Here is a 25,259-nt window from a genome sequence, read left to right on the forward strand (position 1 = left end):
CCCTAGGCCTCGGCCATCTGACGCTTGAACTCGACGATCTTCTCGCGGTACTCGGGCATCGTGGCGCCGAGGATCTGCGTGGCGTAGATGGCGGCGTTCTTGGCGCCGTTGATGGCGACGCAGGCCACGGGCACGCCGGAGGGCATCTGGACCATGGAGAGCAGAGAGTCCATGCCGCCGAGGTCAGAGGTCTTCATGGGCACGCCGATGATGGGCAGCGGCGTGAACGCGGCGACGACGCCGCCGAGGTGCGCGGCCTTGCCCGCCGCGGCGATGATGACCTTGAGGCCGCGGTCGGCCGCGGAGCCGGCCCACTCGTGGACCTTGTCGGGGTTACGGTGCGCGCTGGCGATGACCAGCTCGTACGGGACGCCGAGCTCCTCGAGCTGCTGGGTGCAGGCCTCCATGGTCGGCATGTCCGACTTGGAGCCCATGATGATTCCCACGAGCGGCTGCTCTGCCATGTTGATCCCCTCTCGTCGCTGCATATGTCTTTCCAGTATAGCGCGCCCGATCGCGGGCGGCGTGATTGCGGGCCTGTTAACCCCGCGGCGCCGACCGGGGGACGAGCCTCCGCCCGAGTGCTATGCTGTGCCCTTGTACGCTGGTCCATCAGTCCGCGGACAAGGAGAATCCCATGAACAACTCAGCCAGCAATCTGTACCTGTACGAGCGCAAGGGCGGTTATCTGCCGCGCGTCGCCGCAGTTCACGACCTGTGCGGCTACGGCAAGTGCTCGTTGGGCGTCGCCATCCCGGTGCTCTCGGCGGCCGGAATCGACGTCTGCCCCGTCCCCACCTCGCTCTTCTCGGCGCACACGCGCTTCCCCAAGTTCTACATGCACGACACCACGCCCATGCTCGACGAGTACCTCGACGCCTGGCGCGAGGAGGGCATCGAGCTCGACGGCATCTACTCCGGCTTTCTTGGCTCGGCCGAGCAGGTCGACGCCATCCTGCGCCTGTACCGCGAGTACCCCCGGGCGCTGCGCATCGTCGACCCGGTGATGGGCGACGGCGGCGCCAAGTACCCCACCTACACCGACGAGATGTGCGAGGCCATGAAGGGCCTGGTCGACGGTGCCGACCTGCTCACGCCCAACCTCACCGAGGCCTCGATCCTCACGGGCATCCCCTACGAGGGCCAGGACGTCGACGAGGCCTACGTGCGCCGCGTGATGGACGCCCTGTTTGGGATGGGCGCCAAGGCCGTGGTGATCAAGGGCGTCGTGCACGAGGGCGAGAAGATCATCCGCAACTACGTGGCCGTGAGCGGCGGCGAGATGGAGGAGGCCTCCGGCGAGCTGCTGCCCTACATGCTGCACGGCACCGGCGACCTGTTTGCCTCCGGCCTCACCGCGGCGGTCTACGCGGGCGAGAGCCTGGCCGCGAGCGTCGAGTTTGCGTGCGCGCTCGTGCGCCACGCCATGCAGATCACGCCCGACCAGCCCGACTACCAGGTGCGCGGCGTGAGCTTTGAGAGCGTGCTGGGAGACGTCACGGCACTGCTCTCCTAGCAGCCCCGACGCGAGGGTAAGAGGACCTCGCATCAGGCAGCCGGCACAGACGACGGCCCGCCGAGAAGAACCTGACCTTGATGGTCGGCCTTCTTGGCGGGCCGTTTTGTGTGCCGCTGGGCGGCGGCCTTACGCGGGCCTTTCCTCAGAGAACAGGGCGACGCGCGCAACCCCCTCGGCAGTTGCCCGGTACTCGCTGGGCAGCTGGGCGCCCGTGGGGCCAAAGACGGGACTGGTCTCTATGAGCCCCTCGCGGCGCAGGCGGGTCACGGCGTGGTCCACGGTCTTGGGGCAGCACCCCAGGCGCCGGGCCAGGTCAGCCTTTGCAAAGCTGACCTGGCCGCGCAGTATCGTCTCGCGCACGATCATCTCGAGCATGCGCTCGTGAACGAAGGCGTGGCGCCCGTTGATGCGCTTTCTCACCCCCTTGAGAGAAGAGCCTTCCCTCCCCTTAAGCGCCATTGTCGTTTCCGCGCCTGCGGGCGGCGAGGGCGAGGCCCAGGCACACCGCGCCGCCTCCCGCGAGGCAGATGAGCGGGAGCGCAGGGACGCTCGTGTCGCCCGCCTCGGGGATGGTGGGCTCTGTGGGAGTCGGCTCGTCCGGGACGTCGGGAGTCACGGGCTGGTCCGGGGTGTCGGGAACATCGGGCGTATCCGGAATGTCGGGCTCGTCCGGGGTGTCCGGCTCGTCCGGGGTGTCCGGCTCGTCTGGAGTGTCCGGCTCGTCGGGGTCAACCGGGACGTCGGGGTCAACCGGGTCCGGGTTGTCCGGGGTGTCCGGCTCGTCGGGATCCTTGTCTCCGTCGTCGGGGTCCCCCTCGTCAGGATCGCCCTCGTCGGGATTGTCGGGGTCTCCCTCATCGGGGTCCCCCTCGTCGGGATTGTCAGGGTCGCCCTCGTCGGGGTCGCCCTCGTCGGGGTCCTTGGCCTCCTCGACGGTGTTGATGAAGGTCACTGAGGCGTCGTGCTGCGTAGCGTCAGCCTCCTTTGCGGGAATCTCGACCTCGGCAACCAGACCCTCGGCGGGCGTCTGCTGCCCTTCGTTTGCCGGGGTGGAGGTCCACGTCGTCGTATAGCCCTCGGCGGACTGCTCGCTCGCCGTCACCGCGGTGCCGGCGGTCAGCCCCTCGATCGTAAGCGTCTGGCCGTCCGAGAGCTTGACGGAGTAGGAGCCATTCTCCTGCCGGACAAACGTGGACTGCGTTGGCTGATCCTCAGCGTCGGCCTCGGGTGCGCTATCAGCAGCGCCGTCGGTCGCGTCGCCGGCTTCGTCACCGGCAGCGCTCTCGCCCGGGCCCCCAACAGCATCGTTGGCCATGGTCTCGACGGCATTGCTGGCATTGACCTCGGCGACATCCTCAGCGGTCTCGTCGGTCACGTCCTCGGTGCCGCCCTCGACAACTCCCTCGGTCACGTCCTCGGCATCGTCCTCGGGCGCGCCCTCGACGCCTGAAGCAGCTTCGTCGTTTGCCTCGTCGCCGGGAGTCTCCTGCGGCGCGCTCTCGTCGTTGCCCTCGGTGACGCCCTCGGCATCGTCCGCACCCGCGGACGGATCCTCGGCGTCATCTCCGGGGACGTCCTCGGCATCGTCCTTCGTTGCCTCTGGAGTCACGGACGTCACGTAGTAGACGGTCGCCTGCTCCTGGGCCGCACCTTCGCCCTCGGCGAGCTCCTCGGCCTGCAGCTCGCCTATGGTCAGGGTGCCGGACTCGACGACCGTGCCGTCCTCGTTCGTCACCCTGTAGGCGTGCTCCCCAACGGGGCTCGCCGGCATCTCGTACGGGTCGTCGTAGGTCACGAGCCCGTTTTCAGGCGCCTCGAACGAAAGGTCAAACGTGAAGCTATCCGTCACGTTGGCGTTCTCGCCCTCGACGCGCTTGGTCAGACTGAAGTCACCGACGGACACGTCCGCGATGCGCACCACCGTCACGCCGGTGAAGAGGCTCGTCAGGTCTCTGTCACCCAAGTCTTCCCAGGCGACCGCGGAGTCAGCGGCCGGCTTGTGCTCCGCGCACTGCGTCACCTTGAGCCGGGGGATACCGGTGTCGGAGGTGTAGACGTAGCCCTGGTTGGCGTCGTCACCATCGCCATCGGCCGATTCCTCGGTAGCATAGTCGAGCACGGCGCCGCCGTCATCGGCGAACTCGAGGTGCACGGGACTCGGCGTCTCCGCGGCCTCGTCCTTGACCAAGGACCCCTCGGTATTACCCGGTGCCGGCTCTTCATAGGAGCACAGCTCCGGGGTGGCCACGATGTTGTGGAGCGTCACATCGATGTCATCGTCGGTCGCAAACTGCACCATCGAGCGCACGATGCGCCCCACGCCACGCTGGACGGTCACGCCGTCGTCCGCAGCCCCCGCGTCTGCGTAGACGCCGGTAGAGTCAACGATGACCTTGCTGAGCGTCGGGTTCTTGGTGTAACCCTCGGGCGCCTGGTACTCGCCAACCCAGTAGATGCCCGTAGTAAGGTGCGAGAAGATGCACGCGCCGTCGAGGTCGATGGAGTCGGCGACCTCGCCCTCTCCGTCGTACTTGTTCAGGCGCCGCGTGTCCTCAACAAGTAGCGGCTCGGCGCCCTCATTCACCGTCGCGACACCATCAGCGTCGACGGTCACGTCTTCGTTGGCCCAGATGGCCATCTTCGCGCCGTTGACCGGCTCGCCCTGCTCGTTGAGCTTCTGCACGATGAGACGGTTCACGATGTTGGTCACGTACACGCGTGCGGAGAACTCGCGCGTGAAGGCGTCGGGATTGTCGACCTCCCACGTATTATCGCTCGATATACCGTCGAGACTCGATGCTTCCGTGAAATAATACCTGCCCCTATACTGCCCTCCATCGTTATTGAAGAAGGTATATTCGAGCACGTCACCCGGAAGCGAGGAAACCTCAGTTTGATAGGCACCCGATGATGCAATCTCAAAGACGGCCTGAGTCGCCTTGGCGGCAGTTTTGATGTTTTGCCAGTACCCCTCCAGGCTCGACGTGGGCTGGGTGACATGCCAGCCGCCCAGAGGATCTCCGTAAACAGGCAGCCACTCGTTTCCAACCTTTTTCTGAATGACAGCGAAAAGCGTGCCGTCGCGCAGGGCATTATCTTCAATCGGCGCTCCGTTAGCTTCCACCTCATTGGGAGCGGTCACCGTGACCTTGGACATGGCGTAGGCGCCGGTCCCCCACTGATCGTCGGAGAGGAGCAGATAGACCGGCTCATGGCCAGCGTTGCCCGTCGCAGCGCACTTCTCGATGCGTAGGTCGATCGTGAAGTCGCCGGCAGGCGAACGGTAGCCATTTAGTGTATTCGTCTCGATGAGGCGAATCTTGCATTTCTCAGATTCGTCCTGCGCACCTTGGTTGGCGTACTCCGCATAGATTTGCTCGAGCGTGATGGGCGCACCGTTGTCGTCACGCAACGTCAGATTGCCCTGCGCATCGGTAGTCGCTGAGCATATTTGCTCAGCATCAGCGACCCCATTCGTCCAATTCCAGACCGTGAACCCGACCCCCGCCAAAGGCTCGCCGAGCTGGTCGACCTTGGTGATGTTGGTCTCGGGGACGGTCTTGAGGTTGTACTTGAGCTTCATGTTCGAAGCGAAGTTACCGCGCTCGAGATAGAAGAACTTGAGCTCGTGATAGGTATCGTCAGCGAAGGTGTTGGAGTTGTTGTCGGCCCACTTAACCGAATCTTCCTTATTGGCAACCTTAAAAAGCTTCCTAAGGGTCGTGCTCTTCTCGGCACCCGAAACCAGAGAGCCCTCGTTCACCACCACGCTGCCGTTGGAGAAGTCGATCTTGATGGATGCGGCGTCGTGGATGCCGCCGAGGTCGCCCACGAGCACGCCGTCGATGAAGATCCAGACGTCGTCGTCTCCGGTGAACTCATAGGTGACCGGCGTCTGCCCATCCTCCTTGGTGTGGCCACCGTGCTCCTGGACAAAGTTCGTGGTCATCGCAAGGCCAAAGTAGTGGTTGAGCTCCTGGGCCTGGGAGTCAACGGTGGTTATAAGTTTCCCGTCCTTCTCTTCGCCAAAGACCTGTTCTCCGGTGTTGAACGGGAAAAACTGACCCATAGTGGCCGAGGCGACCTTGTCGGGATCGTCCTTCACGCCAGGAGCGTCGTACAGCGTGAACTGACCGGTGCTCTCATCAAACTCGGCAAAGTTCTCAGAGCTGTCGTAGATGTAGTAGCCGTCCTGCTCCGTCACCTTGAGCAAGCCGCCCACGCTGGCAAACGACTTGCGGCCGGAAATCTTATCGTCAGGGAGATCCGCGTCAAAGAGATACGCGAGCGACTCGTTCCTCCCGCCCGTAACCGCATCGCTCAGGACGGGGAAGCCATCTGCACCCAGGGTGTTCTGCACGATGCCGTAGTACGGGATGACGCCCTCACCCGCTGTCTTACCGGTACCCGTCCACTTGTTCCACTCTTCAACCTCGACGTCATCGGCAAAGCTCTTACCAAACTTGAGCGCGTGGCCTTGGTTGATGCCACGCTCGAGATCGTCCGCAGTCGAGTCCGCATTGTCCGCATCTTCGGAGCCCGTGATCCAATAGTCGAACAGGTCAATCGTAGTCCCATTGGGCGTCTCGCCGGCAACAACGTGGCGAGCGAGCACATCCTCATCAATGGCGCGCGCAATCGCCGGCGCCCCGAGCACCGCGGCGATCGCAAGGGTCAGCACCCCTACCAGAAGTGAGGCCCTACGACGCACCCCCCCCCCGGCGCCCAGACAACTTTTTCTCCTGAAGGCGCTCATGACTTCCAACCTCCTTTTGCGAAGGCCCTCCGAGTCTCTACCAACGGCTCTTCGAGCCTGTATAGCTGCGGTCTTGCCGCTCGTTCCCACAGGTAGACTTGGCATCACATTGTAAGTTTCAAAGTCAAGACCCCAGAAGGATTATGCCGACCCCCTCCCTAACTATTTGGGAGTGAAGGCGGCACTTTTCAGCTTGCTGGCTCGTGTTTTCCGCTCGCCGATTCTGTCCGACCGTTTTTTGCGCACAAGCCGGGAACAGCCGGGCCCAACCGACGCGCTGCCGGGAGACGCCCACTGCGAGCCCCTACAGGCAGAAGCCGATGACCACGGCGTCGGGGGTGGCGGGACGGTGCCCGTAGCCCGTGTCGCCGTCCGGCGAGACGCACATGAACCACGTGGAGTTGGTCTGCTCGGGGCTGCGCTCCCACCAGTACTCGCCCGAGGCCAGCGCGACCTGCGGGGCGGACTCCGCGCCGGTCACGCCGAGCTGGGCAAACAGGCTGTACTGCTCGCCCTCGGGCTGATAGATGCCGTAGCGCTTGTTGCCCGCGGGGACCTCTCCCACGATCTCGGAGTAGGAGAGCAGCCAGACGCGGTCCGAGGTCACGCTCTGCGCGGTGGTCCCGGAGCCGGCGACGGGGTTGGTGGTCTTGTCCACGGGGACGAGAAGGTCGGCGAGCTCGGCGGGAAGCTGCGCGAGCAAGCCCTCGTTGACCCAGGCGCGCAGCGTCGAGCCCTCCCAGCCGCCGGCGGTCTGCGCGAGGGCGTTCATGGGCTCGGTGCCCACGGAGCCGCGCGCCACGAAGCTGATGCCCGCGAGGCCGGTGCCGTCGGAGCGGGTGTCGTGCCGGAAGCCGGCGATCGCGATGGGCACGCTCGCGCCCGTGGAGAGCTCGAGCGACTTGGTGCTGTCGACGCCGATCGTGCCGTCCGCGCCGCAGAGGTTGTAGTGGGCGGCGATCTGGATGCCCGTCTCGTCGCTCTCGGCGGCGGAGATCAGCGCGGAGATCTGGGAGAGCTCGGCCCAGCTGTACTCGGGGTAGGAGGAGCGCACCTCGGGGCCGCCCTCGATGGCGAGCTCGGGCTCCTCGTCCTCCTGGGGCTGCAGCGGCTCGATGCTGCCGTCCGAGGGAGGCTGGACCTCGGGGGCCACGTAGCTGCGATCCGCAAACGGGCCAAACCAGCCCAGGGAGACATAGACGAGAAACGCGACGGCCAACACGGCGGCGAGGGCGCCGATGCCGATGAGGGCGCGCTGGTCGTTTGACGTGGGGAAGGCGTCCGCGGCGCGATGGGCTTGGCCGGAGACGGAGGCGCGGGCGCGGTCGAACAAGGAGGGCTGGGGCTCGGCGGGCTCCGGCGCGGGCGCGGGCTCCTCGGGGGCCGGCTGGGGCTCCGGCGCCGCGGCGGGCTCGGGCTGGGGCTCCGGGACGGCCTCGAAGGCGACGGTCTTCTCGAGCTCGGGCTCCTCGGCGGCGGGCTCCGGCTCCGCGGCAGCCCCCGGCTCGTCCTCGAGATCGGCCGCGGCGGGCTCATCCTCGGTCGCGGCGGGCGCGTCGTCGCGCGCCCAGGACTCGGGGACGGGGCTCTCTTCGGGCTCGGGCTCAATCTCAGGCTCGGCGGGGGCGGTCTCTGCGGGCTTGGGCCTGGGGACCTCGGCCTCGGCGACGACCCCCTCAACCTCGGCGGTCTTCTCGGCCTTAGGCCCGGTGGCCTCTGCGACCTCGATGACCTTCTCCTCGACAGCCTCAACCTCAGGCGCGGGGGCCGCGGCCTTGGCGTCCTTCTCGCCGGACTCAAACGAGAGCGTGGGATAGGCGGAGAGGGGGATGCGGGCAGACGAGCGTCCGGCTCGGGTGGCGCCATAGGAGCGCGGGACCCGCGGCGAGACGCGCGTGGCGCGCGGGAGCGGCGCGATGGGCACCAGCGGAACCGCACCCAGGCCCATGGGCTCGAGCGGCTCCTCGAGCTTTCTCGGCGCGGGAACCTCCTCGACGGGCATCCCGCACGCGGGACAGAACCGCGCGCGCTCCGGCAGCTCCTCGCCGCACCTCTTGCACTTCACGTGAACCCCTCTCGACATGGTTAGCCTTAAAGGTAGCACGCAAACGCGCCGCGGCACGTGTCGGCAGGTTCTGACCTCGACAAACGGCGAGCTTTGAAAGCTGGTTGAGGCTGGGGCGGGGCGCCGCGGGCGGGGCGCTACTCCGATGTGCCCAGAATCTGGACCGGCGTGAACGACGTGGTCACCTGGTCGCGCAGCTCCTCCTGCAGCGTGCCGTCGATGCCGGTGATGCGGCAGGAGAAGTTGACGCCGGTCTCGGACTGCGTCTTGGTCCAGACGAAGGTCATGAACGAGCTCACCTCGCCGGTGGGCTTGAGGAAGCCAAACAGCGACGAGCGCTGCATGTTGCCGTTCTCGTCAAGGCGCACGTTCACGTGGTAGACGACGGTGTCGATGTTGGGGTTGAGCAGGGCGTTGACCGAGAAGGCGGTGGCCTGCACCTGGGAACCCGCAAAGCACTCGAGCGAGTTCTCGGAGCTCGTGTCGATGACGGTGACCTCGATGCGGCCGGTGTTCTCGTCGGCCTCCTGGACGGAGAAGTCCTCGGGGAACTGCGTGAAGCCGTCGCCCCACTCGACGCCACCGCGCAGGGCGGACGCGACGGTGCGCACGTTGGCGTCCTCGGTGAGGTTGGCGGTGTTGGAGCGGCGGACAAAGCCAAAGGCCACCTGGCCGGCAACGACGAGCACGAGGAAGATCGCCACGAAGGAGACGGCAGTCCTGGTGATGACCTTGCCGACGTTGGAGCCGGAGGGGTCGTCCTCGGAGAGCGGGTCGATGTCGAGCGAGACGCCCTTCTCGCGGCGGTGCGCGCGCTGGCGGCGGGCTCGCTCCTCGTCGGAGTGACCGGTGTGATCGACCGTCGAGAAGAGGGCCTCGGCCTCGTCGGCCGTGAGGGCGCCCTTCTGGACGCGCGCGATCTCGCTGTTCTTAGCCATCTCTCCCTTTTCGACGCCGCACCCCGTGCAGTGCGGGCCACCCGTGCAGTACAGGACAGTATACGCAATCGCCCTGGTGACGTTATCGCCAACGGGCGCTCAACAGGATGCCTTCACGCCGGGCGTGACGGTTTTGAAAGGCGATGCGGTCACGCCGGCGCGCGACGACTCGCGGTGGCACGGCCGAGGGGCCGCCGGCGGGCGCAGGAGGCCCGGGCGACGCCCAACGACGCGGACCATCTGCAATACTGGCCTTCGATCCATATTCGGCGGTCTCCGGAAACAAAATCCGCCTTCGAGCCATGCGATTTTGCCCCTACAGCGCCATCCGGTGGCGCCAAGAATCACAAAACCCCAGTTGGCAACTATGCGCCGGGTACGCAAGACCGTCCAAACGCCCAAAAACGCATGGATCGAAGGCAAGTGTTGTCACCGGCAGGCGGCGAATATGGATCGAAGCCCGATTTTGCAGTAAGCACGCCGCCCGGCGGCGGCCGAAGCCCGTGCCCTACGCGCTGGCGCCGAGGCCGCCGTCGGCGAACTGCATCTCGTAGTAGCGCGCGTACGTGCCGCCGCGCGCGAGCAGCTCGTCGTGGGTCCCGCGCTCGGAGACGCGACCGTGCTCCATCGTGACGATTTCGTCAGCGTTTTTGATCGTGGAGAGGCGGTGGGCGATCACGAGCGTGGTGCGCCCGCGCGCGAGCTCGGCCAGCGACTCCTGGACCGCCTGCTCGGACTCGTTGTCCAGCGCGGAGGTCGCCTCGTCAAAGATCAGGATCGGCGGGTTCTTGAGGAACACGCGCGCAATGGCGACGCGCTGCTTCTGGCCTCCGGAGAGATGGCTGCCGCGCTCGCCCACCTCGGTCTCGTAGCCCTCGGGCAGGCTCTCCACAAAGTCGGCGATGTTGGCGCGCCGGGCCGCCTCGCGAATCTCGTCCATCGTGGCGTCCGGGCTGCCGTAGGCAATGTTCTCCGCAATGGTCCCGTCAAAGAGGTAGACGTCCTGCTGCACCAGGCCAATGGCCTCGCGCAGGCTCTTCTGCGTGACCGAGCGCACGTCCTGCCCGTCGATCACGATGGAGCCGGAGTCCACGTCATAGAAGCGCGGCAGCAGCGAGCACGTGGTGGACTTGCCGCCGCCGGACGGGCCCACGAGCGCGATGGTCTCGCCGGGCGCGATGTCCAGCGTCAGCCCGCCGATGACCTCTTCCTCCGCGGAGCCGTCCGCATTCTTGTACGCAAAGTGCACGTCACGATAGCTGATGGCGCCGTCGGTCACGCGGATGGGCCGCGCGTCGGGCGCGTCCTGGATGTCCGGCAGAGTATCGAGCACCTCGCAGAAGCGCCGGAAGCCCGCGATGGCCTTCTGGAAGGTCTCGGTGAAGTCCAGGATGCTCGTGATCGGCGCGGTGAAGAGCGAGATGTAGAGCGCGTAGGTGGCGAGGTCCATCGCCTGCATCTGCCCCTGCGCAATGAGCCAGCCACCGAGGACCACCACGGCGGTGTTGAGCGCGCCCATCATGACGGCAATGGCCGCCTGATAGCGCCCCATGGCCCGGTACATCCGCGTCTTGGAGTCGAGGTAGGCGTTGTTGGAGCGGCGGAACTTCGCGCGCTCCACGTCCTCGGCGGCAAAGCTCTTGACCACGCGTACACCGGCGAGGGAGTCTTCGAGGCGGCTGTTCACGCCTGAGATGCGAACGCGATTCTCGGTGTAGACGGCGCGCATCTGCCAGTTTGCGTACACGTTGTAGACCACGAGCAGGCACGCAATGAGCGCGAGGACGCACGTGAGGGGGAGGTTGATCGTGGAGAGGATCACAAACGAGCCCGCAACCTCCACGATGCCAATGAGGATGAACTCGGGACCGTGGTGCGCCGCCTCGGAGATGTCAAAGAGGTCGGAGACCAGGCGGCTCATGAGGTCGCCGGACTTGTGGTGGTCAAAGTAGGAGAAGCTCATGCGCTCGTAGGCGTCGAAGAGATCCTCGCGCATGCGGCTCTCCATGCGGGCGCCCATCACGTGGCCCCAGAAGATCACAAAGTAGCGGCAGGCAAAGCGCAGCGCGTACATGCACACGAGGCCAACCGCCAGATACGCGAGCGCGCCCATGATGGCGTCCGAGCCCTGGGTGAAGAGGCCGCCCGTGAGCGAGCGCAGGATCTGCGGGAACGCGAGGTCGATGCCCGCCACCGCGCAGGCGGCGATGATGTCGATGACAAAGAGGTGCAGCTGGCCCTTGTAATAGCCGAGGAAACGCTTGAACATGTGCGAGAGCTCCGTCTGGTCGTGCGAATGATGCGCAGTACAGGGTAGCACCCTCAGCACGGGTCGAGAAGAACGTGGTCACGACGCGCCTCACACGCACAAGGATCGTCAAACCGCCGCCTCAGCGGCCCCGTTGCGGGCAATTGATAAGTAGAAGGCACGTAAGAGGCAAGTAGAAGCAACTAGAGGAAACTAGAGAATCGCAGGTAGCGGGCTTGGCGCCTCTTCGCAAGGGCATGTTTTGTTCCTGAGTGATAAGTAGAATGCCGCCCGACGCGAGGTGCGCCGAGCGGCATCGGGACTGCTGCTCCTTGCCCTGTTAGCTACTCCTGAGTAGGCATCCGGGCAAGGCGGTACGCGTTGGCGAGCTGGCCCCCGCTCTCAGCCCAGCGCGGCTCAACCACGATCAGGCCGTCCTTGCGCAGGTTTGAAATCAAGATGTCGATCGTCTTGACGTTTCTGCCCAGAGCCTTGGCGATCTTGGCCTTGGAGCAGGTCTCCCCCTCGTGCGCGCCAACGTAGCCAAGAATCGCAACCTCTGTCTTGGTGAGGCGCCGCGGCGCGCCAGGCTCTCTGTTCTTGATCTTAGGCATCGTCTCTCACGTCTTTTCTCAACGATGGAGCGGCCGACGCCCCGCAAAGGGGTGCGTCGGCCGCTGCGGCACCGATGGTGCGATTACCTGGACCTGCGGGTCCTCAGGACAAGGGCTCCGGCAACAAGGGCCGCTCCGCCCATGCCAAGGACGGCGGGCAGCGCAAAGTTGGTGGCGTCGCCAGCATCCGGAATCTTGGGGTCGCTCGGCTCTCCGGGTGCGCCGGGAGTGACGGGCTTGTCGGGTTCGCCGGGCTCCGTGTAGGTGTTGGTGAAGACCGGAAGCTTCCCGGTGCCGTCATAGGACACGACAGCCGAGAGCGTGCCGTCGCCGTTGTCGGTCACCGTGACCGTTGCCGTGTGAACAACGGTGTCGTAGGTGACGTTAACCAAGCTGCCCGTCACCTCGTTAATCGTGTAGGTGTAGGTGCCAGCCTCGGTGAACACGACGGGCGTCTCAAAGACCACTGAGCCGTCAGCCGCGTTGGCGGCGGTGGCAATCACGTTGCCGTCAGCGTCGCGCAGCTCGAAGCTGAACTCGCCGGCCACGAGGTCGCGGCCGTTGAGCACCTTGGTCGCACCAAAGACGATCTCCGCCTTCTCGGACGGCTCATAGGTGTTGGCAAACGAGAAGGACTTGGCGCCGTCCTTGGCGTCCCACGTGACCACGAGCTCACCGTCCTCCTGGGCAACGTGCGCCGTGACGGTGTAGGTGGCCTCGTCGTAGGTAACACCGTTGTGCTGGACGCCCGGGGTATCCGGGTCCTCGTCTGTAGGCAGGACCTCAGAGACGGTGAAGGTGTAGTCACCGGCCTCGGAGAAGGTGAAGCCCTCGCCCGAGAAGGACACGTTACCGCTGGCGTCGTTGATGCCCGTGAGGCGGTCCGGCGTCACCTTGTCCGCGTTGTCGCCCGTGGCCTCGATGACGAAGCTGAACTCGCCGGCGACCATGTCACGGCCTGTCAGGGTCTTGGTGACCGGGGTGTCTGGCTTTGACGGATCTGATGGAGTGGGGTCATCCGGCTTCTCGGGCGGGTTGACGGGCGGGTTCTCGGGGGTGCCGGGGTTGGTGTAGGTGTTGGTGAAGGTAGCGGTGTTATTGGGAGCATCGACAACGGTCCACACCACAGAGAGCGTGCCGTCACCATTGTTCGTCACCGTGGCCGTCACCTTGTACTCTCTGGTGTCATACGTGACGTTATCGAGTGTCCCCGGACGTTCGACCAGTGTGTACTCGTACGTACCGTCAGACTCGAAGACAACATCCGAGAGCTCAACGTTGCCGTCTGCATCGTTGGTTCCCGAGGACACACATTTGTCGTTGGCATCTAGAAGCTCAAAGGTGAACTCGCCAGCCACGAGGTCTCGACCGTTGAGGACCTTAGTAACGGTGATTCCCCCGCTTTCTTTGGTGGGATCGTCAGAAATGTACGGGGTGTAGGTGTTGACAAACTCCGCCTCGGACTTGTCCCCTTCGTAAGTCACCGTTGCGGACAGCGCGCCCGTTTGCTCGTTTTCCTCCACCTTTACGGTCACGGTCTGCTGAGGATCACTGCACGCCGTATGCGTGTCGCCGTCATCCAGCTCCTCGATCTGATAGACGTACGTGCCCGCCTTGGTAAAGGTCATTTTGCCGAAGGAGCCCGTGTTCGCAGCACCCGACTGCGGAGCGCCAATGCTAATCGTGTCTGAATCCGGCATAGGCATGCCACCTGCGACCGACGTGTCTCCGTCAACGGAGACGGGAGAGATCTTGAAGTCAAATTCGTATTCGTTCGTCCAGTTGATGCCGACAAACTTCTTATGAACGGTTATCCCAGCAGTGGTGCCATCTCCGATTGTGGTCTCTTGGGGCGTATAGCTGTTGGTAAAGGTGAAGTTGTTTGCCGGCTGACCGCCATCATTCGGCCCAACCGTCGCCACCACATTTCCGGCACGGTCATCGGTGACTGCAATCCAGACGATTCGCTCGGTATCGTCGTCGTAGGTCACACCATCGGACATGATGTGGCCAGCAGACTCGGTGATCTTGTAGCCGTAGACTTTGCCAACCATATCTTTGGTGAACGCGCCTGTTGCAAACGCAAAGGTCACGTTGCCGTTGGCTATGTTGTATGCCTCATTGCTAAGGGGCTTGGGCTGATTCGGATCGGTTGTGAAGTCGCTTGCGTAATACTCAGGTTTGCTCTCACCAGTCGATCCAAGAGGCTCAATCCAGAACTTAAAGTCACCATCCGCAAGAGCGTAATCGCTGTTAGTTACCTCAAGCTTCTTGGTACCCCGAATGGATGCTGAGGTGGCATCAGGGTTGTAGGTATTGGTAAAGCTGACTTCGGTCGCCTCAGTTATGGAGCTGCCCTCTCCCCTGTACACCTGAAGCATCGGGTTTCTGGTGTACACAAGATTGCCCTGGGTCGAATTGCTGCCAATCTCATCAACGCGCGCCAGTCTCAGCGTTCCATCACCGTTGTCGACGATGACGATATTCAGTCGGTAGATGGCCGAGTCGTAGCTGATGCCGCCCGGGTTTTCCGTAGTGTCATCATTGTCCGTGTCGTAGTCAACCTCCTGGATGATGTAGCGATACTCACCCGGCTTAGTGAATGTAATCTCGCCGAATGCAAATTCATCCTCAGTACCCGAGGTCGGCCGAATCGTCACCTCCGTCTTATTCGGAAGCGGAGCATCGGGCGTCGCTCCTGCGGCAGCGATGGTAAAGGTGAAGGCATCGCCATTCTGGAAGGAACGTCTATCGATGGTCTTGGTTCCATTGAGCGGAATGTTGAGTTTGGTCGACGTCGTAGGCTCAACACCGTAGTTGTTGGTGAAGGTTACCTGCTTGGCGTCCCCCCTCAAGGCTCCGGATGCCGTCGCATTCCCCACATCAGACGTATCCGCACCATCAATAGCCGTTAGCGAGAAGCCGGCCGTCTTCTCCTCAGTAACGGAATACGTCGCGTCAGCCTCACAGGGAATCTCGATCGACTGGCCGCCCTTCAGGCTGAAGGAGGCCTTGCCGTCGACATCAAACGACAGCTCCCGTGTCTGTGAGTCAGGCTGCCCGTTCGTGCGAACAGTCGCCGTCACAATCTTCCCGGCCATCTTATCGATCGTTAGATCGAAGTCAAAGTCTGCATCGGGAGAGGTAAGACCGTCGGTGGCCGTTACCGTTTTCGCAATGACAAGGCTTGCTCGATTGATCTTAGTTGTCACCTCATTGGTCACCGCAGGGTCATGGTTCCCAATCATCACATTAGCCTTGTTGTTTACGGTTGTTACTGCACTGTTATCAACCTTGACAGTAAAGGAGACAGATCCCTTCTCCCCAGCAGCGACGTTTTTCATCGTCCACGTAAGGTTGCCGTCCTGATCGGGCGTGATTTTCGGATTCGAAGACACAAACGTCGTCCCATCGGGAACGGCATCCGTGATGACCACCGTGGAAGGACTCGCCTCAGTGTTGCGATACTCAATCGTATAGGTCAGCTCGGCGCCAGGCGTAACGACTGCCCCGTCAGCATCGCTCGTTCCGCCACCAGCCTCCGGCGCGGAAACAGACTTCTCCGGCACGTAGTTGATCGTCTGATTAGTTGTATAGGTGTTTTCGCCCACCACAATGTTTGCCGCGTTCTTAAGCGCGTTGTCTGTATTATCAGTTGCAGATTCGTCAACCGTCACGACAAATTCGACTCTGCCGCTCTCTCCAGCCGTGGCCTGGATTGTCCACGTTAGCGTGCGGTTATCGGAGTCGTAAGCCCCTTCCGGAGTTGCAGAGCTCTCCTGATACGTCGTGCCCCCAGGAATCGTATCCACAATCTTAATCTCGGCATTGTCCGGATTGCCGTTTTGGTCGACCGCGGTGTTCACCCAGTTGATGGTGTAGCGCAGCTCCTCTCCAACGCTGACCAGCTGCCCGTCAATGCTTGTGTGGGTGGAATCATCTTCCAGCGAGACGTCCTTGCTCATGTACGGAATGCTCAGCTTACCGTTGTTGCCAAGGAGCACGACGAAGTGGCCTTTTTGGGGATCAGTACTTCCCTCGTCGTACACGAACGTGGGCTCGCGATAGTTCCCATACGTACTAGTTTCGTTGCTTTTCTTCTTGGCGGTCACGTCCTGAAGGTTGCCGAGTCGAGGCGAGCCGGCCTTGAGGTACAGGTTGTTCCTCTCGTCGTTGGACACGTATCCGCTGAGCGTATCGCCGCTGCGTTCCACATACGTGGTTTCTTTCTTTACATCCTTTCCTTCGCCTCCATAGTAGGTAACAGGAACATAGTACGATTTGGTCGTTTCCAGATTTCCCGTCGCTGGTGTAGTACCGTTGGCATCTACATAGAGCTGCGTATCCTCCTGCACGAAATAGAACGGGTTCGTGTGAGCGGGCTCAAACTCCACCGTCGCACCCACACCATTGTTTGTCTCACCATTCTCGGTGTACGCGTTGCTGTAGAAGTTTACGGATCCGTCCACGGTGTTGTTCTTGATGTAGTCCTCTTCCACCCCTTTAAGCGTGGTGGGGTCGATATCCGCCCGCAGACCCACCTCGTAGCAGAGACGGAGGGGCAGGTTAGCCGAAACTTCGTTGTTTGTTGGAGTGCCATCACCGTCAAGTGTCACGGTGTTCGTGCGCAGCGGAATCAGCGCCGCGGGCACTTTTACGGTAATGGTCTGGGTATTGTCATTATTATCGGTAACGACGATCTCTATCTGGTTCGTATTAAAGCTCTGTCCCGGATAGGCAGGGTTGTCATACTCGTAGTCGGCCGCTACATAGACCGCCCGATCAGGTGTAGAACTATCTTCGTTTTTGGTAACGTTAAGCATCTGATTCATGAAGATCAGCGTCTTGACTTTCTTGATCTCCATGTACTGACCCGTGGTATCGGTGTAAGTAATATAGCCGTCATTTATCGGATCGCCCGTAACCTCCGTCGGTGCCGATGCGGAAGACGTGATCATGTTCGTGATCTCTTCAAAAATCTGATCAAGTTGCTCATCGTCCGCCGCAGCAAAGTACTGGGTGGGGTAATTCAAGGACGTTGGGTTGTTTGCCGTAGTGCACTTCGCAACTTTAAAGGGGATATGCAAGGTGTTGCTGCCATCGCCGATCGCAGCGTGAACAGTCGCATCGCTACCACTCTGGTATGCCTCCCATGCACCAGCGACCTCGTCAACCTGCTCATGTCTCGTGATGGCCCCAAGGTTCTCGACAGGATTCAGGACTAGGTTCGCCATTGCCACCATGTCGGAGTCCTGAACGTCTGTTCCGAAGCCAATGGTGTATACGTTTGCCTCTTCGCCAGAGTCTCCGTAGTAGTTATCCGAGATAGCGTTCTTGAAGTAGGAAGCGGTTAAAAGCGCCATGAACCCATCGGCGCTGTCGGGGTCATCGTTGTTGCCCGCGCCGATCTGCTGTCCGGAATTTGTCGCCCACCAGCTACCGCTTTCGACAGAAAAGTTCGTCGTGTCCCTGATTACCGGACTGTCAGCCGTGATTGGGCCGGTTTGCCAGTCACCTCGTTTAAAGTAATGCTCTTCTCCACTCCCAGTCGTGTCATAACTCATGTACCCAGCATCATTCGCCGAAGAAAACGTAGTCGGCGCACCGTCGGACATGAGGATCACATTCGGGATGCGCGTCACTTCCTGGCCGTTCTCAAGTCCATAGGTCGTGTCAGTATTATTCGCAAGGATGCTCATGCCCATGAACAGACCCGCCTGAATGTTCGTGCCGCCGCCTGTTGACGCGGTGTTGCCGTTGATGGCGCAATAAACATCTGCGGTTGCTTTATCGATACCGTCTTCCAAATTCTGGTTGTAATTTTGGACATCAAGATAGATGGAATTATCAACCTTTTCCAGAATCACGCGTCCAGTCATGAGGTTGGGCATCAGCGCCTGACCATCGTTGCACGAACCATTGAAGGTCACGATGGCAATGCGGTTGTCAGGATTTGCCTTCACCAGCGTGTCGATAGCGGAGTTCACGGAGTTGACCATTGCCGTAAGGCGAGACTCCTCCTTTGACACAGATGCGCTGCTCTGGTCGTAGCCCCACGTCATGCTTGCCGAAAGGTCGAGGATGAACACCGTGTCCGTCGGAGTCTGCCCCATGGTGACCAGCGACGTTGCCAGGGCGGAGTAGGTCACCAAGAAGTCGGAACCGTTCTTTACCTCATTTTCGCCAAACCAAACAGATTCTTCGCTGCTGACCGACTTGTCCACCCATACACGCCCGTCATAACGTGTGGAGTCTTTAGGGCCAATGGTGTACTCATTATGGGTGTCTGTGTCGCTGACGCGCGTGGCACCTTCGGTGCTAGCCGCATATGCCGCAGACACTCCAAGCGCAATTGTGCCAACTATCGTTGCGATCGCAAGCGCCCAGATTGCCAGGCAATGGGCCCTCCGCTTCCTTACGACAGGAGGCTGCCTATGAGAGGCACCCCCCCCCTCCCCACAGTATGTTTCATCCGCAGCACACAGACCTCCTGGTTACGCTTCGGCGCCATTTGTCGGATGAATGGCACCTACATACACCTAGACCTGTATCACTCTAGAACATTTCTTGCGTTGCGGTCTCATCTTTCTACAAATTACCTTGAGCAGTTCAGCTGCAAACGTGCAGGTAGATTTGCGCAAATTTGAAACTCTCTCTATATCTTTGACTCACGACACCTCAGTCAGTTTTCTCCTTATTCCTCTGCTTATACGCGCAGACGCCAGGGCAGAATCCAGACTCATTCATCTTTGTTAGTCAGTATTTGTCAAACGAACACGGCGTGTCATTCATCACTCCTGCTGCATATAGAGGCGCGAGATCGCCCCAATTAATGCGGCCCCGGTGCTTGTTCATCCCTTTTCAGACGTATGGAGACCGACCCTGCAAGCCAGCCGCCGCGACCGCTTGTTCTCTGCTTCTTGCTGGCCACTCCCGCGTTCGCTCAGAGCAAAGGCTGTAGCGTCGACTGCGGCTCCGACAACGCCCAAGGCAATGGGGAACACGATGTTGGTTCGATCCACCGGCATCCGGCGTCTCGGGCTTCTGAGTCACATTTGGCTTGCCAGGATCTCCGAACTCTCCGTGCTCATCGTACGTGTTCACACACTCTGACAACTCAGTCGACCCGCCACCGCAGTTCGCGAACGTAAGCTCATCGAAGCAGGTCGAACCGTTAGCGCTGTTAGTCGATGTTGCAGCCAGCCTACTCTGACCATTCCTCAGCACGAAGGTTAACTTGCCGTCGACCAAGTCACACCCATGAGAGGTTTGGTCTCACAAATGGTCGACGTAGTCGGGAGTCTGCTCCCTCAATCTCTGAGAGTGTGAAGGTGTACGCACCCCCCTTGGGCAAAGGTGAACCCATCACCAGAGAAGTTCACGTTTCCATTGGCTTCGTTAGTTCCGGCGAGGCCCTTGGGCGTCACGTCACCCTTGATGTAGCCCCTTGCCACGATGGTGAAGTCGAACTCCTCGACCCACAGGAGATGGCCGGCGCCTTCTTGACCTGTACCTCTCGAATAAGCGGCTTCTCCGGATTCTTATCTCCCTCTCGAACATCATCCAAAATTGACCAACATCATCCGAGTCACTTTGCTTGATGGGCGCGCCCTTAGCGATGCCCTCCACGTAATGCCAAGCGACGCGACAAGGGTGCCCGCAAGACTGTGAAGTAGCCTTTCCGTGAAGTTGCCCGCCTATGAGCAAGCCCATATGACTCCTTATGTGCGCATGCGACCTTGAGCTCTAGATTGACCACCTATTCTTGCTGAACTTGTCGAACGACCGTGCTTCGCGTCAGTTTTCCTCACGCATGTCGTTGTCAACTTTCTCAGCTAGTGGGCGACCAAGCAAATGGGCTGGTAACCGAACAATTTCATCGACCAAACAAAGAGCCGGGGCACAATCCGGACCCCGGCTCTCGTGCATCAGACTCGTGTCCTTATCGGTTACTCGACATCCGCCTCTGCGGCATCCATCAGACGCCTCGAGATGGCATCGCAAATGAGTGCTCCCACGACGGTCTTTGCGTCCTCGATGCGCCCGTCCAGCACTGCGTCCACCAGCTCGCTCACCTCGACGAGGTCAACGTTGATGAACTCGTCGGCATCCGGGCTGGACTTGGAGAAGCTGAGGCCCGTGGCCATGTAGATGTGGATGAGCTCGTCGCAGAATCCAGCGGAGCTGGCGATGGTGGTGAGGTAGGCGATCTTCTCGGCCTCCATGCCGGTCTCTTCCAGCAGCTCGCGGCTCGCGCACTCCAGCGGGTCCTCACCCGGCGCAAGCTTGCCCGCAGGAATCTCCACGGTCACGCGGCCGAGCGCGGTGCGGTACTGGCGCACCAAGCAGATGCGGCCCTCGTCCGTGAGCGCGACAATGGCAACGGCGCCCGGATGGCGCACGACGTCGCGAATGGCGGCCCGGCCGTCAGGGAGCTGCACGCGGAGGCGGTCAACGTTAAAGATGCGGCCGGTCCAGGCCACGTCCTCGGTGAGCGGGCGCTCTGCGAGGGCGGCGTCGCGGGGGTCGTCGTCCCCCAGCACGAGGTCACGCTCCTCGGGCGCGCCGGAGAGGTGATCTTGGCTGGTGCGGTCGCCGTCATAGCTAAAGGCCGCTACGGAGTCTCTGATGTCATCGACGGCGTAGTTGAAGTCTTCCTGAGTGGGCTCTGCAACGTCCCGTGCGGTGATCTTCTCCTCGGACATGGGTCCTCCTGGTTTGCGGTTGTGTTCGCACCCTCATTGTACCTGCGAGGGCCAACAACTGACTCCATATTGGCCCTTCTTAGGACACAGCATCGACTACGCTATCGAACATGTGACACTGTCATACCGCCCCGCGCTCTGACGGTATAGTCAAACATCTTGCCGGTATTCCAGATATGCGGACATCGGCTACATAGTTGACTATGCTGACCAAAGTCTCTGTTTGTCAATCAAACAATACGGCCTGACCACGTATAATCTCGATTGCATAGCACACATCATTGAACCAGTCAGGAGCGTTCCCATGCCTGTCACCAAACGAGAGATTGCCGACCAGCTGGGCGTTGCCAAACAAACAGTGGTCAACTACATCGACAAACTAGGCCTCGCGCCCGAACACGTAACGCGCGTGGGCAAGACGGACGTGCTCGATGACTTTGCCGTGTCGGCGCTTGCCCACGCCCTGGGCAAGAACGTGCCGCCCCGGATGGCAACGACGCCCTCTCCAGAGGAGCCCGTCGCCGACGCCGCGGCACCGGACCCCGTGATAGCGGCGCTCAACGGGCGCATCGCCGACCTCAAGGAGCAGAACGAGCGCCTTGTCGCTGAACTTGCGGAGCTCCGCGCCTCGCGCGAGCGGGAACTGTCCGACATGAGAGACCAGCTCGACGCCGCCAACGACCGCGCGGCGCATCTCGCAGACCGCGTAGCGGGCATCGCCGAGCGCCAGCAGGCCATGGCGGCGCTGCCTTGGTGGAAGCGCGGGACGTTTGCGACCAAATTGCTCGGCTCTGGTTCGGAATAGCCAACTAACACGCACATAAACGCACATGGCCGGTGGTCGACCAATCGACCACCGGCCATCACATGAGCGTCTGCAAAAGCTGAGCTACTTCACCGCACGCAGACCAATGTCGCTTCGATACGTCTTGCCCTCGAAGTCGATGAGCTCGCACGCCTCGTAGGCACGGGCGCGCGCCTCCTCGAAGGTGGGGGCCACGGCCGTGACGTCGAGCACGCGGCCGCCGGAGGTGACGATCGAGCCGTCCTCGGAGACGGCGGTGCCGGCGTGGTAGACCGTCACGCCCTCGAGGGCCTCGGCCTTCTCGATGCCGGTGATGACCTTGCCCTTCTCGTAGGAGCCGGGGTAGCCGGCGGAGGTCAGGACCACCGAGACCGCCCAGTCGTTGTCCCAGGAGACCATGTCCGGCGTGAGCGTGCCGTCGTCGCAGGCCAAGAAGACGTCCACGAGGTCGGCCTTCATGCGCGGCAGGACCACTTGGGTCTCGGGGTCGCCAAAGCGGGCGTTGAACTCCAGGACCTTGGGACCTTCGGCCGTGAGCATGAAGCCGCCGTAGAGGCAGCCCGAGTAGGTGATGCCCTCGGAGGCCAGCTCGTCTACCACGCGCTGCTCGACCTCGACCATCGTGGCCAGGTCCTCGGCGCTGACCAGGTGCTCCGGAACCGGGGAGTAGACGCCCATGCCGCCCGTGTTGGGGCCCTTGTCGCCGTCGAGGGCGCGCTTGTGGTCCTGCGCGGTGGCGAGCGGCACCACGGTCTTGCCGTCCGTGAGGGCCAGCAGCGAGCACTCCGGGCCCTCCAGCGTCTCCTCGACCACCACGGTGGCTCCCGCATCGCCAAAGACGCCAGAGAAGCACTCGCGCACGCCCTCGAGGGCCTCCTCCAGGGTCTTGGCCACGATGACGCCCTTGCCGGCGGCCAGGCCGTCGGCCTTGATCACGATGGGGGCGCCGACCTGGCGCACGTAGGCCTCGCAGGGCTCCTGCTCGGTGAAGCTGCGATATGCCGCGGTGGGAACGCCGGCACGGGCCATGACCTGCTTGGCAAACTTCTTGGAGCCCTCCATCTGGGCCGCGTCGCCGTTGGGGCCAAAGCAGGGGATGCCGGCGGAGCGCACCGCGTCGGCCACGCCTGCCACGAGCGGCGCCTCGGGGCCAATGACCACGAGCCCGACGTTGTGCTCGCGGGCCCAGGTGGCCACGGCGACCGGGGACTCGGCGTCGAGCTCGACCTTCTGGGCCATGGCGTCCATGCCGCCGTTGCCCGGGGCCACGTAGAGCTTCCCGGCGCGGGAAGACTCGGCGAGCTTAACGAGAAGCGCGTGCTCGCGCCCGCCGGAGCCAAGAAGCAGGATGTCCACCTTCGCGTTGCTCATGTCTTTCCTCCTAGAACGGGCGGCCCGAGCGGCCGCGCTCTTATGAATCCCTCCCGGCGCGCAAGGCGTCGTCCGCCGCCTGGACCTCGTCCTCGCCGGCCGTGCCGGCGGCGCGCCAGTAGACGTCTGCGGGGGCAAAGGCTACCGCCACGGCCCCTTGGCCCACGACCTTCTCGACCTGCGACGATGCGCTCACCGAGCCCAGGCGCCGCGCCTCGAACTCGTTGGTGTCGAGCGGCTTCTCGAGCGCGCGGAGTGCGCGGGCGTCGCCAGTCTCGATGGTGGCGTAGACGAGCTCGCCCTCGCTGGCGGCCACGGCGCTCATGGCGTGCGCGAGGCGCCCCGTGAGGTCAGAGAGCTCGCTGGAGCGCGCGAGCTGCGTCACCTCCCCGCGCGAGACGAGGTAGAGGCCGCGCTCGCCGGAGATCCTGATGCGTAGGCTCGACGTGGCGCGCCCGAGCAGGCCCGCCCGGGGCTTGCGGGAGCGCCTGCGGGCAAAGCGCGCGGCGACCGTGGGGATGACGAGCAGCCGGACGCTGCCGGCGAGGCGCTGCGCCTGCTCCACGGCCTCGTCGAGGGTCGCGCCGTCGGCCCAGTGGCACATCAGCCGAAAGACCACCATGCCCGTGGCCGCGGAGGCCGAGCCGGCGTCGATCACGCGCACGTCCGCCACGCCCTCGCAGGCCGCGGCGGCCTCGCGGGCGCACGTGACCACGGGCGAGAAGGACGCGCAGGAGTGCACCGAGACGATCTTGTCGTGCCCCTGGGCGGCGAGCGCGCGGTAGGTGCGCACGAGGGCTTGCGTCAGCGCGACCTCGTCGACGTGGCCCAGCGCGTCATGCGGGACGTCCTCGAGGACCGTGGCCTGGGCCCGCTCAAGGTAGACCGGGGGCAGGTCGCACCCCCGGTCGCACACGATTGTGAAGTTTCGCTCGAGCACGTGGCAGATCCGCCTAGTGCCAGTAGCGGTCGATGGTCTGCTCGCGGTCCGGGCCCACCGTGATGATGGAGACGCGCACGCCGGCGAGCTGCTCGAGGAAGTCGATGTAGTCCTTGGCCTCGCGCGGGAGCTGGTAGAAGTTGCGGACGCCGGAGATGTCGCACTTCCAGCCGGGCAGGGTCTCGTAGACCGGCTTGGCGTGATAGAAGACGCTCTGGTGCTCGGGGACGGTGTGATACTCCACGCCGTCGCACTCGTAGGCCACGCAGACCTTGATCTCGTCCAGGCAGCCCAGGACGTCGAGCTTGGTGATGGCGAGGTCCGTGAGGCCGTTGACGCGGGCGGCGTAGTTCACGACCACGGCGTCATACCAGCCGCAGCGACGCTTGCGCCCGGTGGTCACGCCGTACTCGTGACCGACCTCGCCGAGCTTCTCGCCGATCTCGTCGAAGAGCTCGGTGGGGAAGGGGCCGGAGCCCACGCGGGTGAGGTAGGCCTTGGCGACGCCCAGGACGCGGTCGATGTTGGTGGGGCCCACGCCCGAGCCGGTGACGGCGCCGCCGGCGGTGCAGTTGGAGCTGGTCACGAAGGGGTAGGTGCCGTGGTCGATGTCGAGCATCGTGGCCTGGGCGCCCTCAAAGAGCACGCTCTTGCCGCCCTCGAGCTGCTCGTTCAGGAAGAGGCTGCTCTCGACGATGTAGGGGCGGATGCGCTCTGCGTAGGGCAGGTAGGTCTCGCAGATCTGCTCGACGGTGTAGGTGGGCAGCTCGTAGACCTTGCTCAGGATGGGGTTGGTGTAGGCCAGCGCGCTCTCGAGCTTCTCGCGGAAGATCTTCTCGTCGAGCATGTCCTGGATGCGCAGGCCCGTGCGGTTCATCTTGTCCATGTAGCAGGGGCCCACGCCGCGCTTGGTGGTGCCGATGAGGTTCTTGCCGAGCTTCTTCTCATGGGCGCCGTCGAGGTCCTTGTGGTAGGGCATGACGATGTGCGCGTTGCCGGAGATCTTGAGGCGCTCGGCGGAGATGCCCTGCTCGGCGAGCATGTCGATCTCCTGGAGCAGGACCTCGGGGTCCACGATGCAGCCGTTGCCGATCACGGGGTAGGTGCCCTCGTACATGACGCCGGAGGGGACCTGGTGAAGCGCCAGCTTCTTTCCGTTGGCGATGACCGTGTGGCCGGCGTTGGCGCCGCCTGCGTAGCGGCAGACCACGTCGAAGTCGCCGGAGATGAGGTCGGTGACCTTGCCCTTGCCCTCGTCGCCCCACTGAGTACCCACGAGCACTGATGCGGACATGTGC

At 62.8% G+C, this 25,259-nt stretch carries 14 protein-coding genes; 2 read left to right on the forward strand and 12 right to left on the reverse strand.

The features are described from left to right. Window positions 1-2 precede the first annotated feature (2 nt). The gene (purE, locus tag B5F85_RS01335; protein WP_087313665.1) at window positions 3-464 is read right to left on the reverse strand and encodes a 5-(carboxyamino)imidazole ribonucleotide mutase; all 462 of its coding nucleotides are present in this window, start codon (window positions 462-464) and stop codon (window positions 3-5) included. A 173-nt stretch (window positions 465-637) separates the two neighbouring features. On the opposite strand from purE, the gene B5F85_RS01340 reads away from it, so the two are divergent. Continuing rightward, window positions 638-1,516 carry a pyridoxamine kinase gene (locus B5F85_RS01340; RefSeq protein WP_087313667.1) on the forward strand — a complete coding sequence of 293 codons (879 nt, stop codon included), beginning with the start codon at window positions 638-640 and terminating at the stop codon, window positions 1,514-1,516. A gap of 129 nt (window positions 1,517-1,645) precedes the next feature. Here the strand turns inward: B5F85_RS01340 and B5F85_RS01345 are convergent, their stop codons facing one another. The 8 genes from B5F85_RS01345 to B5F85_RS01380 all read right to left on the reverse strand — a co-directional run bounded on the left by B5F85_RS01345 (window position 1,646) and on the right by B5F85_RS01380 (window position 20,845). Further along, window positions 1,646-1,939: a MarR family transcriptional regulator gene (locus B5F85_RS01345; protein WP_239386568.1), complete on the reverse strand. Its 294-nt coding sequence runs from the start codon at window positions 1,937-1,939 to the stop codon at window positions 1,646-1,648. A 28-nt stretch (window positions 1,940-1,967) separates the two neighbouring features. Next, window positions 1,968-6,200, reverse strand: coding sequence for a SpaA isopeptide-forming pilin-related protein (locus tag B5F85_RS01350; protein ID WP_143786109.1), 4,233 nt, complete (start codon window positions 6,198-6,200; stop codon window positions 1,968-1,970). A 379-nt stretch (window positions 6,201-6,579) separates the two neighbouring features. After that, window positions 6,580-8,340, reverse strand: a complete 1,761-nt coding sequence (locus B5F85_RS01355; protein WP_158094538.1) for a DUF6273 domain-containing protein — start codon at window positions 8,338-8,340, stop codon at window positions 6,580-6,582. 137 nt (window positions 8,341-8,477) lie between these two features. Beyond that, window positions 8,478-9,278, reverse strand: coding sequence for a hypothetical protein (locus B5F85_RS01360; RefSeq protein WP_087313675.1), 801 nt, complete (start codon window positions 9,276-9,278; stop codon window positions 8,478-8,480). 508 nt (window positions 9,279-9,786) lie between these two features. Continuing rightward, window positions 9,787-11,547 carry an ABC transporter ATP-binding protein gene (locus B5F85_RS01365; protein ID WP_087313677.1) on the reverse strand — a complete coding sequence of 587 codons (1,761 nt, stop codon included), beginning with the start codon at window positions 11,545-11,547 and terminating at the stop codon, window positions 9,787-9,789. A 323-nt stretch (window positions 11,548-11,870) separates the two neighbouring features. Further along, entirely contained in the window at window positions 11,871-12,140 is a 270-nt protein-coding gene (locus B5F85_RS01370) for a helix-turn-helix domain-containing protein (RefSeq protein ID WP_087313679.1), read from the reverse strand. Between the two features lie 83 nt (window positions 12,141-12,223). Then, the gene (locus tag B5F85_RS01375; protein WP_087313681.1) at window positions 12,224-18,364 is read right to left on the reverse strand and encodes an FctA domain-containing protein; all 6,141 of its coding nucleotides are present in this window, start codon (window positions 18,362-18,364) and stop codon (window positions 12,224-12,226) included. 1,725 nt (window positions 18,365-20,089) lie between these two features. Further along, window positions 20,090-20,845: an NUDIX hydrolase gene (locus tag B5F85_RS01380; RefSeq protein WP_087313683.1), complete on the reverse strand. Its 756-nt coding sequence runs from the start codon at window positions 20,843-20,845 to the stop codon at window positions 20,090-20,092. A 304-nt stretch (window positions 20,846-21,149) separates the two neighbouring features. Between B5F85_RS01380 and B5F85_RS01385 the strand changes: the two genes are divergently transcribed. Then, the gene (locus tag B5F85_RS01385) at window positions 21,150-21,650 is read left to right on the forward strand and encodes a hypothetical protein (RefSeq protein WP_087313685.1); all 501 of its coding nucleotides are present in this window, start codon (window positions 21,150-21,152) and stop codon (window positions 21,648-21,650) included. An 84-nt stretch (window positions 21,651-21,734) separates the two neighbouring features. On the opposite strand, the gene purD is transcribed toward B5F85_RS01385, so the two are convergent. From purD to B5F85_RS01400, 3 genes are read right to left on the reverse strand one after another with little or no spacing between them, the layout of a single operon-like run. Further along, a complete protein-coding gene (gene purD / locus B5F85_RS01390; RefSeq protein ID WP_087313687.1) occupies window positions 21,735-23,021 on the reverse strand; it encodes a phosphoribosylamine--glycine ligase in 1,287 nt (428 codons plus the stop codon). A 40-nt stretch (window positions 23,022-23,061) separates the two neighbouring features. Then, entirely contained in the window at window positions 23,062-23,961 is a 900-nt protein-coding gene (locus tag B5F85_RS01395) for a DegV family protein (protein ID WP_158094539.1), read from the reverse strand. A 13-nt stretch (window positions 23,962-23,974) separates the two neighbouring features. After that, the gene (locus B5F85_RS01400; protein ID WP_087313691.1) at window positions 23,975-25,255 is read right to left on the reverse strand and encodes an adenylosuccinate synthase; all 1,281 of its coding nucleotides are present in this window, start codon (window positions 25,253-25,255) and stop codon (window positions 23,975-23,977) included. Window positions 25,256-25,259 lie beyond the last annotated feature (4 nt).

The organism is Olsenella sp. An293 (genome assembly GCF_002159495.1).
Taxonomy (GTDB): Bacteria; Actinomycetota; Coriobacteriia; order Coriobacteriales; family Atopobiaceae; genus Thermophilibacter.

Excerpts from the sequence above, each read along its gene's own strand:
- purE (WP_087313665.1), bottom strand. The coding sequence starts at position 464 with ATGGCAGAGCAGCCGCTCGTGGGAATCATCATGGGCTCCAAGTCGGAC.
- B5F85_RS01340 (WP_087313667.1), top strand. The coding sequence starts at position 638 with ATGAACAACTCAGCCAGCAATCTGTACCTGTACGAGCGCAAGGGCGGT.
- B5F85_RS01360 (WP_087313675.1), bottom strand. The coding sequence starts at position 9,278 with ATGGCTAAGAACAGCGAGATCGCGCGCGTCCAGAAGGGCGCCCTCACG.
- B5F85_RS01365 (WP_087313677.1), bottom strand. The coding sequence starts at position 11,547 with ATGTTCAAGCGTTTCCTCGGCTATTACAAGGGCCAGCTGCACCTCTTT.
- B5F85_RS01370 (WP_087313679.1), bottom strand. The coding sequence starts at position 12,140 with ATGCCTAAGATCAAGAACAGAGAGCCTGGCGCGCCGCGGCGCCTCACC.
- B5F85_RS01380 (WP_087313683.1), bottom strand. The coding sequence starts at position 20,845 with ATGTCCGAGGAGAAGATCACCGCACGGGACGTTGCAGAGCCCACTCAG.
- B5F85_RS01385 (WP_087313685.1), top strand. The coding sequence starts at position 21,150 with ATGCCTGTCACCAAACGAGAGATTGCCGACCAGCTGGGCGTTGCCAAA.
- purD (WP_087313687.1), bottom strand. The coding sequence starts at position 23,021 with ATGAGCAACGCGAAGGTGGACATCCTGCTTCTTGGCTCCGGCGGGCGC.
- B5F85_RS01400 (WP_087313691.1), bottom strand. The coding sequence starts at position 25,255 with ATGTCCGCATCAGTGCTCGTGGGTACTCAGTGGGGCGACGAGGGCAAG.